Genomic DNA, 12,390 nt, shown 5'->3' with positions numbered 1-12,390 from the left:
TAATAGTGGCATACAGGGTGAGTTACCGATGAGTATCCCCCCGTCGCGGGGCGATCGGACGGCCGCCGGGATCGCAGCCGCGCCCGCCGTGGCGGCGGCGCCCGCCTCCCGCGCCGCGGCACTCGGGCACGGGTCCGGCCGGGCCCTCGCCACCCGCGCCGCGGCCGGACGGCACGGGTAGGGGGCGACATGGACGACCTTCGGAGGGAACGGCTCGCGGCGCAGTCGCTGTACCGGCCCGGCCCCGTGGGCGTGCCCGAACTCGTCGGGCGGCTGCTGGCCGTACAGGCCCAGGACGTCGCCGCGGCGGCTCTGGCCTTCCGCGCCCGCTCGACCGCCCTGACCCGGGCGGACGTCGAGAGCGCCCGTCAAGACCGCTCGATCGTCCGCGCCTGGGGGCCGCGCGGCACCCTGCACTACGTCCTGCCCGAGGACCTGGGCTGGCTGACGTCCCTGTCCGGCCCGGCGCTGGCGCGCCAGGCGGTCCGCCGGATCGGCCAGGAGGGGGTGAGCGGGTCTCCCGAGGCGCTGCTGGCCGCCGTCACCCTGGCCCTCGAAGGGCAGGGGCCGCTGACCAAGGCCGAGCTGGGGGAGCGGCTGGCCTCCCGCGGCGTCCCCGCCACGGGCCAGGCGATCGTCCATCTGGCCGCGCTGGCCGCGGCCCACGGCCTGGCCGTCCTCGGTCCCTGCAGGCGGCCGGACGGGGCCCGCGGGCCGGCCGCTCCCGCCCCGGGGACGGGGAGCTCCGGACGGGGCGGCGCGCCGGGCGCGGGGAAGCCGACCTACGTGCACGCGGCCGACTGGCTCGGCGCCCCGGTGCTCTCCCCGTTCGACCGGGACCGCTCCCTGGCCGAACTCGCCCGCCGCTATCTGCGCGCGCACGCCCCCGCGACCCCCGCCGACCTCGCCGCCTGGTCCGGCCTGCCGCTCGGGGACGCCCGGACCGGCTGGCGGTTGATCGCCGGCTCGCTGGAGCAGGCGCCCGGGGGCGGCTGGCGCCTGCGGGGGAGCACCCCTGACCCCGGCCCCGGGTCCGAACCTGGACCCGCGCCGCACGTCGTACGGCTCCTGCCCGCCTTCGACGAGTATCTCCTGGGCTGGCACACCCGCTCCGCCGTCCTGGCCGACGCCCACGCCCGCGCGGTCCACCCCGGCGGAGGCGTCCTGCGTCCCACGGTGCTCGTCGACGGGGTCCTGCGGGGCACCTGGAGCCTGACCGGTGCCGGGCTCGCGGTCCGCCCGTTCGAGACGCTCCCCGCCGGGGCGGGGCCCCTGCTCGCGGCCGAGGTCGAGGACGTCGCCCGCTTCCTCGGCCGTCCCCTCGCCCTCGCGGAGCCCGGCCGGGACGCCTCCCCGCACCCCGGTCGCTGACGCGTCCGGAGAAGGACCGCCCGCCGAACATCTGAGATCAGGGCTGTCAACTGAGGGTTACGCACCGAATGACTGCATGGAAAGGCCGGACAGCGAGTCCGCGCTTGGACTGCGTAGTCAACGATTGACAAGACTTATTCGGTCTGTTCGCCGATGGGGGCTTCGGGTCCTGCCCGGCGAAGCTCCTTGGGGGCGCGGTGGTGGACGGCCGTGCCTGGCCGACCGGAGTGTTTTGGACCGCTCCGGCACTCCTTTTGGGTATCCATCCCGGCGTTTTGGGATGAAATGTCAGGGGTGGGGCGTATGGTGCGCGGGTGCATCCTCCGCAGCAGCCCCAGCAGTGGCCGGGCCAGCCTCCGCAGCAGCCGTACCCGACTCAGCCCCAACAGTACGGGCACCCCCAACAGCACGAGCAGCCTCAGCAATACGGGCAGCCTCAGCAGTACGAGCAGCCGACTCAGCCCCAACAGTACGGGTACCCCCAACAGTACGAGCAGCCGACTCAGCAGTACGGACAGCCCCAGCAATACGGGCAGCCGACTCAGCAGTATCCGCAGCCGGGGCCACCGCCGGGCTGGCAGCAACAGCCTCCGATGGGGCCGCCGCCCGGATGGCAGCCGGGCCCAGGCCAGCACCGGCCGCCGAAGAAGAGCGGGAAGGGAGCGGTGATCGGTGTGGTCATCGCGGTGGTGGGTGTCCTTGCCTTGCTGGGGGGACTGGTCGCCCTGCTGGGCAGGGATGAGAAGCCGGTCGCGTCGACGAGCGCATCGGTGAGCGCCAAGCCGTCCAGTACGGCCGAGGCTGAGCCGGGCGAGAAGCCGACGACGACCTCGACTGATCTGCCGGACGGGAAGAACACCTCGACTGACCTGCCGGGTGGGAAGGACAAGGAGAACAGGACTGCGTTCATGGCCACCATGCGGCAGCGGGCTGATCTGAAGGACAAGAGCGCGGCTGACCTCATACGGCTCGGCCGAGCGGTATGCAAAGCCATGGACGGAGGGCAGAGCCTGATCGATGTTGCAGTGAGCAACGCCGATGAGCTTGGCGCTGAGACTTCCGGATACGTGGCAGGTGCGGCTGTCGTCACCCTGTGCCCGCGTCACCAGGACAAGATTCCCAGCTAGGGCAGTGTCTGGGCCACGGGCGGTTGTAGGTCGCTGACGGGGCCTCCCTCGGGTCCGCGGGGCCCTGGACGCTGCCGGCCCGATCTGCTCCCGGTACGGCAGGCGCGCGAGCTTGGGACATGCCGGCGAGGTGGTCGCGTAGCTGGGCCTGGGCGGCGCGCACGCGAGCGTTCGCAGCCTCCTCCGCCTCAGGGGTAAGGGCACCGAGCGCCTTCTCCTTCTCAGCGCGGATCTTCCGCCTGGTCGAGGAGGTCCTGTTCGACAGCCAGGAGAAGGCCTCCTCGCGACGGTCAAAACCCTGGCGACCGGGCATATCGTCGTGCCTTAGGCTCCTCGTGCTGCGGCGCGCCGCCGGGCCCCTTTGCCAGCAAGATGGATGGAACCTACGGTGAACCAGCCAGACATCACCACAACGGTGGATATCGCGATCGCGAATGCTGCTCGTCTGCTCTACAACGCAGAAACGATCACTGATCTGGCGCTGATGGAGCGACTCGAACGTCTCGCTGACTCGTGGGTGGCCATTGCTCAGTTCCTTCATGAACGAGATAAGGCGTAAGCGGCCGGCGATTCCCTACCTGTCGACTTCTGATCGGGGCCCGTCCTGCTGCTCGTACGCGGCCGGATCCCCGCTGTCCTGGCCGGGCTCGGTCATTTCCCCAGGCGACGCGGACGGATCCAGCACCGGCGCCGGCCGCGCATCGGAGATCTGGTCCACCTCGGCCTGAATCTCTGTGTCATCCAGCCGGGATGCAGGAGCCGGACGAGGGTCTCGTCGGAGGCGGCCTCGGCGGGGCGCATGAGCTCGGCCGCCGTGTTCGTCAGCAGTTCGACCAGAACTCGCCAGCCGTCGGCGTCGTCGCTGATGCGCCGTTCGGCCACCGGTTTGCCGGTCTTGTCGAGCAGGGCGACGTCATGGTGTTTTTCCGTCCGGTCGATTCCGCATGTCACCGTCACCGGCCGGCTGTCGGGCATGGGCGTCTTCTGGTCGGGCCGGTGCTGATCTGAGTTACCGGCGGAGACGGCGATTATCGGGACTGCCGACTACATGCACCTACATGCACCGGGTTTTGATTAGGTGTGATGCCTATATCAGCAGATCAGAGCGTTTGTCGAGTGCCAAACCGACCCTTGTTAACTGAGGGTTAACGCGCGTATTCTGACCTTCTCGCGTCATGTACAGGCTGTTCCGGACAGGAGGTATGTGTGGCGAACCTCGCCGACCGGCTGGGGGAGGCGCTGCGTCATCGCGGCTACTCCACCCGGAGGGCAGCGAGAGCCGTCACGGACGCGGGAGTACAGACCACTCACGTCTACATTCACCAGCTGAGCAAGGGCCAGCGGACCAATCCGACCCTGGAGCAGCTCACGGCGCTCGCCGTGCTGTTGCAGGTGCCTGTGGGATGGCTTGTGGGGGATGACATCCCTAGCCCTTTCTCTTCCGGCGACAGCGGTCCGGTCCTCCCCGACATCGAGGAGAACCCGCCGCGCCTCGTCGGAAAGCTCGACGCCGGCCAGCGCGCTGTTCTGGGCGAGCGGCTGCGGCTCCTGCGGGAGGCGCGCGGGCTGTCTCCGGCGCAAGCCGGGGACATGGTCGACGTCGATGAGCGGGTGGTCATGTCCGTGGAGAACGGCGCCGCCGAGGCTGAGACCCCACTCGACGACGTCGAAGCGCTGCTCACCCTCTACGGCGTGACCGCCCGCTTCCAGCGGGAGGCGATCCTGTCGATCGCCCGTGGCGAGCGTGAGCCCGGCTGGTGGGACATGCCCGCCATCCCGCTGTGGGTGTCGGCGACGTTCGGGCTGGAACAGCGCGCGGAGCTGATCCGCACCTACCAGCTCCAGTTCGTCCCCCCGCTGCTGCAGACCGCCGAATACGCGACGGCCGCGGTCCGCGTCTCCCAGAACCCGTTCCCGTCACCCGAGCTGATCGCGGGGGCGGTGGAGACGACGGCGCGCCGGCAGGACGCGCTGGCCCGGGAGGGCGGCCCGGCGCTGTGGGCGGTCGTCGACGAGGCGGCGCTGATGCGCTGCATCGCCGGGCCGCAGGTCCAGGCCGACCAGCTGAGCCACCTGATCGGAGTGTCGAAGCTGTCGCACGTCACGCTGCAGGTGACGCGGCTGGTGTCGTCGTACGTGCCGAGGTCGGCGCCGTTCACGATGTTCCGCTTCCCCGACATGGACCCGGTGGTCTCGGTCCACCAGTTCGACAACGACTTCGTGCTGGACGGCACGGACGTGGACGGCTACCACGAGGCGTTCGCCAGGCTGACGGTGGCGGCGTGCATGCCGCAGGAGACACCGGACGTGCTCACGGAGATCCGCGACAGGCTCTGCGCGCTGACGTGACCGGTGTCCCGGCCGCCCGGCCCGCGCCGGGGGACTGCCGGGGGACTACTGTGGCGGCGCGCACCGCCCCCCGACAGTGAAGGTGATCACGCGTGAACTTCGACACGGCCAGACCGCACCCGGCGCGCGTCTACGACTGGATGATCGGCGGCAGGGAGAACTTCCCCGCGGACCGCGAGGCCGCGCAGCGGATCCTGGAGCTCAACCCGGACGCGCGCAGGTCGTTCGTGGAGAACCGCCGCTTCCTCGGCCGGGTGGTCGGCCACCTCGTGGACCAGGGGGTCCGCCAGTTCCTCGACATCGGGGCGGGCCTGCCGGCCAGCGGCAACGTCCATGAGATCGCCCACGCCGTCGCGCCCGACACCCGCGTCGTCTACGTCGACCACGACGAGATCGTGCTGGCGCACGCCCGCGCGCTCATGGCCGGCTCCGACCGGGTGCGCATCGTCGGCGGCGACGCCACGAGGCCGCGGGAGATCCTGGACGAGCCGGTGGTGCGGGACTTCATCGACTGGTCCCAGCCGGTCGGCCTGCTGATGGTGGCGCTGCTGCACTTCGTCCCCGACGAGGCCGACCCCGCGCGGATCGTGCGCACCTTCCGCGACGCCCTCCCCGACGGGAGCTTCCTGGCGATCTCCCACGGCGTGGTGGAGGGCTGGGAGGACCGCAAGGAGCAGATCCGCAAGGCGTCGCAGGCCTACGTGCGCACCCGCGACGAGGTCGCCGACCTGTTCGCCGGGTTCGAGCTGCTGGAGCCGGGCATGGTGGACCTGGCGTTCTGGCGTCCCACCGACCCCGCCCCCGCGCCCACGGGGCTGTACGGCGGGGTCGGCAGGCTCCCTAGCGGAGTTTGACCGAGGTGGGCAGCGCGCGGAAGCCGCGCAGGTTCGGTGAGTGCACGAACTCGATGCCCGTCTCGTCGACGTCATAGCCCTCCACCGCGGCGACGAGCTCCTCCAGGACGACCCTGAGCTGGAGGCGGGCCAGGGCCGCTCCGAGGCAGAAGTGCGGGCCGGACCCGAACGCGATGGCCTGACCGGTGTCGCGGGTCAGGTCGTAGCGGTCGGCGTGCGGGAAGGCCCGGGGGTCGCGGTTGGCGGACGCGCCGAGCAGCACCATGCGGGCGCCGGCCGGGACCGTCGTGCCGTGCAGGACGGTGTCGCGGGTGAGGCGGCGGGCGACCATCTGGGCGGACCCGTCGTAGCGGAGCGTCTCCTCCACCCACGCCGCGACGGCGCCCGCCCAGGCGATCGCGCGCTGGCCGGGATGGAGCCAGCCCTGGTACCAGGCGTTGGCCGCCAGCTTGGTCACCGACTCGTTGCCCGCGACGCCGATCAACGACAGCACGGCGGCGATCTCGTCGTCGCCGAGCCGGTCCCCGTCGATCTCGGCCAGGACGAGCGCGCTGACGAGGTCCTCGCGCGGCCGGGCCCGCCGTTCGGCGATCAGCTCCTCGTAGAAGGCGGTCAGGGCGGTGGCGGCGTCCCAGAACGTCTGCGGTATCCCGGTGTCCCCGTCGTAGCGGGTGATGATGATCTCGGACAGGCGCAGCATCTCCGCCCGGTCCTCCCGCGGGACGCCGAGCAGCTCGGAGATGACGTACACCGGGACCGCCGAGACCACCCCGGCGAAGTCGAACCTGCCCGCCTCCAGCGCCGGGGCCAGGAGCTCGCGGGTGAGCGCCCGTACGGCGGGCTCCAGGCCGGCCACCCGGGCGGGGGTGAAGCCCCGGGAGACGAGGGCCCGCATCCGGGTGTGGCGGGGCGGGTCCATCGCCAGGAACCCCACCAGCTCGGACGCGCCGGCGTCCCACATCTCCAGGGTGACGCCGTGCGCGCTGGAGAACAGGGCCGGGTCCCGGAAGGCCGCGTTGACGTCGGCGTGCCGTGACAGCGCCCAGAAGTCCAGCTCGGCGTTGTGGTACAGCGGCGCCTCCTCGCGGAGCCGCGCGTAGGTGGGGTAGGGGTTCTCTTGCAGCGCGTGGTCGAACGGGTTGTAGAGCAACAGGCCCTCATTCCGGCGCGGCGGACACGACCTTCATCATCAGCGGACCGGACGATAAGGGCAATACGGTCATGGCTGCCTGTCGTTCCGGTCCGAGGGACGGGGGTGTGAGGCGGGCCGTCTCCGGGAAGGCCATGATTTCCCACCCGGAATCGATGATCCGGTGCTTAACTCGGCTATCCAGGGTAGTCGGCTGACTGCCTGGGGTAGCAGTCATGCTCCGGGAGACACCACTGGGTCACCGAAAAGGGGAAAAACCGGTGATAAGCGTCCTGATCGCCGAGGACATGCATCTCATCCGTGGAGCGATGGTCGCCCTGCTCTCCGCCGAGCACGACATCAAAGTGGTCGACGACGTCGGGCACGGCGACGACGTGGTGCCCTCCTGCCTGGTCCACAGGCCCGACATCGCGCTCGTCGACATCGGCCTGCCGGGCACCGACGGCCTGGCCGCCACGGCGGAGCTGAACCGCAGGCTCCCCTCGTGCAAGGCGGTGATCCTGACCGGGCTGGCGACGCCGGCCGCGCTGCGCCGGGCGCTGGACGCCGGGGCGCGCGGGTTCGTCGTCAAGGACACCCCGGCCGGGCAGCTCGCCGAGTGCGTGCGCCGGGTGGCCGCCGGTGAGCGGGTCATCGACCCCGACCTCGCCGTCGCCGCGCTCAACGCCAGGCAGAACCCGCTCACCACCCGGGAACTGGAGGTCCTCAAGGCCGCGGCCGAGGGGGCGCCGGTCAGCGAGATCGCCGACCGGCTCTTCCTGTCCGGCGGCACGGTCCGCAACTACCTGTCGCGGATCCTGTCCAAGATCGGTGCCCGGACGCGGGTGGAGGCGGTCACCATGGCCCGGGAGGCCGGCTGGCTGTGGCCGGACGACGTGCGGGAGATCGGGCTGATCCGCTACCGGGACGTCAACTGAGGCCGGCGGAGGCCGGCTAGCGGGGCCGTTCGAGGCCGGTGTGCGCGGCGAGGAAGGCGAGCATGTCGCCCGCCAGCCCGACCGACCGGCTGACCGCCCGGGGCCCGTGCCCGACGTCGCTCTCATGGCGCAGCAGGATCGGCCGGGAGCCCGAGGTCGCCCCCTGCAGCGCCGCGCACATCTTGCGGGCGTGGAAGGGGTCCACTCGGGAGTCGCCGCCGAAGGCGGTCAGCAGCGTCGCCGGGTAGTCCACCCCGTCCCTGACCCGGTGGTAGGGGGAGTAGCCCAGCAGCCAGCCGAGCTGCTCGGGGTCGGCGGCCGTGCCGTACTCCGAGCGCCAGGAGAGGCCGAGCCCGGAGCGCTCGTAGCGGACCATGTCGAGCAGCGGGGCCGAGCAGACCGCCGCGGCGAACAGGTCCGGCCGCTGCGTCAGGGCGGCTCCGACCAGCAGCCCGCCGTTCGACTCGCCGCAGATGCCCAGCCGGTCGGCGCTGGTCCAGCCGTCGGCGATGAGCCGTTCGGCCGCCGCCACGAAGTCGTCGAAGACGTTCTGCTTGCGGTCGAGCATTCCGTCGCGGTGCCACTGCGCGCCCTGCTCGCCGCCGCCGCGCAGCTGGGCGAAGGCGAAGACCCCGCCGGCCTCGACCCAGGGCAGGACGTAGCTGGAGTAGGAGGGGGTGAGCGAGAGGCCGAACCCGCCGTAGCCGTACAGGATCGTCGGGCGGGGGCCGGTCCCGGGCCGGGCCAGCACGACCATCCGCACCGGCGTGCCGTCCGCCGAGGTGTAGACGAGCCGGCGGGCCGACAGCTCCGGCACCTCGACCGTGCCGGGCGCGGCGGCCCAGAGCGAGCTGCGGCCGGTGCGCGCGTCGTAGCGGTGCACGCTCCCGGGGGTGACGCTGTCGGTGTAGGTGAACCAGACCTCGTGGCCGCCCTCGGGCCGGGTGGACATCCGCCCGGCCGTCCCGAGACCGGGCAGCGGCACCTGGCCGAGCGGCTCGCCGGTCGCCAGGTCGTGGACGCTGATCTCACTGATCGCGTGCCGGGTCCAGCCGACCAGGAGCACCGAGCCGTCGAGGACCGCGAAGTCGCCGATCACCGCCTCCGGATCCGGGCCGACCAGCTCGCGCCAGTGCTCGGGTCCGGGGCGCGCCGGGTCGGCGACGCACAGGCGGCCCCGGGGCGCGCCCAGGGTGGTGAGGAGGTACAGGCGCCCGTCGCGGCCGACGGCGGGCGCCGTCACCGCGCCCGTCCCCTCCTGGACCACCCGCAGTTCGGGGCGGTCGGGAGGGGCGGCGGACAGGTCGGCCAGCCACAGGTCGTTGCCGCCGCCGTCGGCCGCCGCCGCCACCGTCAGCCAGCGGCCGTCGTGGCTGATCCCCAGGCCGTAGGAGCGGTCGGCGGGGCAGATCACCACGTCGTCGCCGGCCGGGGTGCCGACCCGGTGCAGGCAGACCTGGCGGGAGCGGACGTAGAAGAACGCCTTCCCGTCCGGCAGCCAGGCCACCGGCGCGTAGCGGCAGCGGTCGATGGGACCGTCGACGACCTGCCGGGTGCCGACGTCCATGACGTACAGCTCCGACCGCTCGTCACCGCTCCTGGACAGCTGGTAGGCCAGCAGCCGGCCGTCGAGGTCGGGCTGCCAGTGGTCGAGCGTGGTCAGGCCGCTGGGATCGAGCTCCGCCGGGTCGACCAGCGCCTGTTCGGCCTGTCCCGGCCCGGCGGTGTAGAGCACCGCGTGCTCCTGCCGGGCCGTACGGCGCAGCAGGAAGCGGTGCTGCCCGCGCCAGACCGGCGGGCTGACCGTCCCGGCGCCGGAGAGCTCGGCCACCCGGGCGTGCCACGCGTCGCGCCCGGCGAGCGTGGCGGCGTGGTCGCGCCACAGCCCGTCCTGGGCGGCCAGCCAGTCCCGGGTCGCCGCGCTCGCCGGATCCTCCAGCCATCGGTAGGGATCGGGTACGGCGTGACCGTGGAGGTGGTCGACGATCGGCTGCCGCCCGGCGGGTGGGTAGATCATGGCACCAGCTCCTGGGTGTCCGAGGGGTTCCAGTGGCCGACCAGGTCGGCGTAGAGCGGCGAGGCGGCGAGCATCTCCTCGTGCCCTCCCAGCCGGACGCTCGTGCCGTCCATGACGAGGATCCGCCGGGCGCGCCGCGCGGAGGTCAGCCGGTGGGCGATGACGAGGAGGGTGCCCCCGCGGCGGGCGAACGCCTCCTCCGCGCGGGCCTCGGCCGCCGGGTCCAGATGGCAGGTCGCCTCGTCGAGGATGACCAGGCGGGCCGGGGTCAGATAGGCCCGGGCCAGGGCCACCAGCTGGCGCTCGGCCGGCGACAGCAGGCCGGAGTGGATCTCGGCGTGGTGGCCGCCCAGCCGGGCCACCAGGGCGGTCAGGCCGACCGCCGCCACGGCGTCGTCGACGGCCTGCCGCGGCGCCTGCGCCAGGTAGGTCAGGTTCTCCAGGAGCGTGCCCCGGAAGACGTAGGCCTCCTGGGGGATGAGCACCCGCTGGGCCGGGTCGAGCCGGTCGGCCGGGACGCCGCCGACGGTGACCTGCCCCGCGTCCGGCCGGAGCACGCCGGTGACGAGCGCGGCGAGGGTGGACTTGCCGATGCCGCTGGGCCCCACCACGGCGATGTGGTCCCCCTCGGGGACGGACAGGTCGAGATCGGAGATGACCGGTTCGGCGTGCGGGCCGTAGGCGAACCTCACGCCGCTCAGCCGCACCTCCACGTCCCGGGCCGTGCTCCGCGCGGTCGCCGGGCGGGCGGGCGCGCCGGAGCGGAGGATGCGGTCGAGCGACACGCGCAGCCGGACCCCGCTGATGCCCAGGCCCTCCACGAGGTTGCCGAGCGCCGGCGCCAGTGACTGCGTGACGTAGGCCAGGGCGCCGAGGATCACCCCGGCCCCGGCCCCCTGGCCCAGCAGCCAGGGGGTGCCGGCCAGCACGAGCAGGACCGGCAGCCGGCCGCCCACCGCCAGCGACAGCGTCCGCACGGCGGTGACCCTGGCGAGCGCGCGCCCGGCGGCGGCCTGCTCCGCCACCTGCCGGCCGACCCCGGCGGCCACCCGGTCGTCCGCCACGCAGGCGGCGACGTCGCGCAGCCCGCCGGTCACGGCGGTGACCGCCTCGGCGGTGCGCTCGTCGGCCAGCAGGAACGCCCGCTGCCGCCGGGCCATGGCCGGCAGCGAGAGCAGGAAGAGGCCCAGGCCGGCGACGAAGGGCGGCAGGACCAGCACGAGCACCTGGGGGATCAACGTCATCAGGCCGAGCGCGACGCCGGCCACGGTGAAGACGAAGGACCTGACGACGGTGATGACCGAGGCCAGGGCGTCGCGGGCCAGCTCGACCTGCAGGTTCGACCGGGCCACCGCCGCGGTGTCCGCCCCGTGCCCGGATGCCGCCGACCGCTCCAGCGTGCTCTCGACGACGTGGCCGAGCAGCTCCTCCCGGAACGGCTCCACGATGGCGGCGACGGCCAGCACGACCTGCCGCGCGCCCGCCGCGGCCAGCAGCCAGGCGCCGGCGAGGACGGCCAGCCAGGCGGCCCCGGTGCCGGGCCGGCCGGCGGCGAACCCCTCGTCGACGGCCCGCGCGATGGCGAGGCCGATGACGAGGGCGGGCGCGGCCTCCGCGACCGACCAGAGGCCGAGCCTGACAAGCAGGCGGGGGTCCCGCCGGAGCGCCCGGCGGATCGGGCGGTCGACCGGGCCGGCCTGGGCGGGGGCGCGGTGGCCGCCGCCCGTGGGGCCGGTCGCGGGGCGGGCGCGGTGGCTGCCGCCCGCAGGACCGGTCGCGGGGCGGGCGCGGGGGCCGTCGGCGGGGGCAGTCCGGGGCGGGGGACGGCGGCCGCGGCTCACGGGGCGTCCGCCTGGAAGACGGCCCGGTATCCGGGGTCGTCCCACAGCGCCCGGTGCGTGTCGTAGGCGCGCACCCGGCCGCCGTCCAGCCAGATCACCCGGTCGGCGGCCGCCGCGGTCGCCACCCGGTGGGTCACGATCAGGCGGGTACGGCCGCGCAGCTCGCCGGCGAGCGCCCTGCCGACCTGCCGTTCGGTGACGGTGTCCAGGCTGGAGGTGGCGTCGTCCAGGACGAGCAGGCGCTCCCCCTGCGCGAAGGCGCGGGCCAGGCCGATCCGCTGCCGCTCCCCGCCGGACATCGGAGCCTCCCGCAGCGGGGTGTCGTATCCCAGCGGGAGCCGCCGGACGAAGGCGTCGGCGCGCGCCGCGCGGGCGGCCGCGCGCACGGTCTCCGGGGCGGGGCCGTCGAGGCCGAGGCCGATGGCGTCGGCGACGGTCTCCCCGACCAGGACGGGGCGTTCGAAGGCGTGCCCGACGGCCCGGCGCAGCGCCTCGCGGGAGAGGTCGGGCAGCGGCACGCCGTCGAGGCGGACGGTCCCGTGGAGGGGGTCCACCAGGCGTCCGGCGAGGGCGGCCAGCAGCGACTTGCCGGCGCCCGACCGGCCGACCACGGCCACCGCGCATCCGCCGGGGACGACGAGGTCGACGTCGCGGAGGCCGTCGGCGGCGGGCCGAGGACATGAGCTCGGCTCGAGTAGCACCCTCCAGCGGCGCCGGGCCGAACGCGTCGAGGAGGCAGTCCACGATCAGCGCGCCCTTCGACG

General features: G+C 73.4%; 12 protein-coding genes. 8 read left to right on the top strand and 4 right to left on the bottom strand.

Going from position 1 to position 12,390, the window contains the following annotated elements; all coding sequences use genetic code 11:
- The first annotated feature begins 28 nt into the window (after positions 1-28).
- From ACWDS7_RS11520 to ACWDS7_RS11490, 7 genes are all read left to right on the top strand, one after another.
- Positions 29-181, top strand: coding sequence for a hypothetical protein (locus tag ACWDS7_RS11520; RefSeq protein WP_451929198.1), 153 nt, complete (start codon positions 29-31; stop codon positions 179-181).
- A gap of 8 nt (positions 182-189) precedes the next feature.
- On the top strand, positions 190-1,371 hold the full coding sequence (locus tag ACWDS7_RS11515) for a winged helix DNA-binding domain-containing protein (protein ID WP_451929197.1): 1,182 nt from the start codon (positions 190-192) through the stop codon (positions 1,369-1,371).
- A 665-nt stretch (positions 1,372-2,036) separates the two neighbouring features.
- Positions 2,037-2,498 (top strand): DUF732 domain-containing protein, encoded by a 462-nt coding sequence (locus ACWDS7_RS11510; protein WP_451929196.1) that lies wholly within the window; start codon positions 2,037-2,039, stop codon positions 2,496-2,498.
- Between the two features lie 388 nt (positions 2,499-2,886).
- Positions 2,887-3,057 (top strand): hypothetical protein, encoded by a 171-nt coding sequence (locus tag ACWDS7_RS11505; RefSeq protein ID WP_306868099.1) that lies wholly within the window; start codon positions 2,887-2,889, stop codon positions 3,055-3,057.
- Between the two features lie 191 nt (positions 3,058-3,248).
- A complete protein-coding gene (locus tag ACWDS7_RS11500) occupies positions 3,249-3,506 on the top strand; it encodes a hypothetical protein (protein WP_451929195.1) in 258 nt (85 codons plus the stop codon).
- Between the two features lie 198 nt (positions 3,507-3,704).
- Positions 3,705-4,847 (top strand): Scr1 family TA system antitoxin-like transcriptional regulator, encoded by a 1,143-nt coding sequence (locus ACWDS7_RS11495; RefSeq protein ID WP_451929194.1) that lies wholly within the window; start codon positions 3,705-3,707, stop codon positions 4,845-4,847.
- Positions 4,848-4,939: 92 nt separating this feature from the next.
- Positions 4,940-5,701, top strand: coding sequence for an SAM-dependent methyltransferase (locus ACWDS7_RS11490; RefSeq protein WP_451929193.1), 762 nt, complete (start codon positions 4,940-4,942; stop codon positions 5,699-5,701).
- Here the strand turns inward: ACWDS7_RS11490 and ACWDS7_RS11485 are convergent.
- Entirely contained in the window at positions 5,688-6,851 is a 1,164-nt protein-coding gene (locus ACWDS7_RS11485; RefSeq protein ID WP_451929192.1) for a cytochrome P450, read from the bottom strand. The two genes, ACWDS7_RS11490 and ACWDS7_RS11485, sit on opposite strands and share 14 nt — an antisense overlap.
- Before the next feature lie 260 nt (positions 6,852-7,111).
- Here ACWDS7_RS11485 and ACWDS7_RS11480 point away from each other — a divergent pair, with 260 nt between their 5' ends.
- A complete protein-coding gene (locus ACWDS7_RS11480) occupies positions 7,112-7,768 on the top strand; it encodes a response regulator transcription factor (protein WP_306868144.1) in 657 nt (218 codons plus the stop codon).
- A gap of 16 nt (positions 7,769-7,784) precedes the next feature.
- Here the strand turns inward: ACWDS7_RS11480 and ACWDS7_RS11475 are convergent, their stop codons facing one another.
- Genes ACWDS7_RS11475 through ACWDS7_RS11465 form a run of 3 tightly spaced genes read right to left on the bottom strand, consistent with a single transcriptional unit; the run spans position 7,785 to position 12,327 of the window.
- Positions 7,785-9,785, bottom strand: coding sequence for a prolyl oligopeptidase family serine peptidase (locus ACWDS7_RS11475; RefSeq protein ID WP_451929191.1), 2,001 nt, complete (start codon positions 9,783-9,785; stop codon positions 7,785-7,787).
- Entirely contained in the window at positions 9,782-11,626 is a 1,845-nt protein-coding gene (locus tag ACWDS7_RS11470; protein ID WP_451929190.1) for an ATP-binding cassette domain-containing protein, read from the bottom strand. Before ACWDS7_RS11470 ends, ACWDS7_RS11475 begins: the two co-directional genes overlap by 4 nt.
- Positions 11,623-12,327 (bottom strand): ATP-binding cassette domain-containing protein, encoded by a 705-nt coding sequence (locus ACWDS7_RS11465; RefSeq protein ID WP_451929189.1) that lies wholly within the window; start codon positions 12,325-12,327, stop codon positions 11,623-11,625. The genes ACWDS7_RS11470 and ACWDS7_RS11465 overlap by 4 nt, the downstream gene beginning before the upstream one ends.
- Positions 12,328-12,390: the final 63 nt, after the last annotated feature.

Source organism: Streptosporangium sp. NPDC003464 (assembly GCF_053588315.1).
The sequence above is the reverse complement of the archived record's forward strand: the minus strand, read 5'-3'. Positions and strand labels throughout refer to the sequence as shown.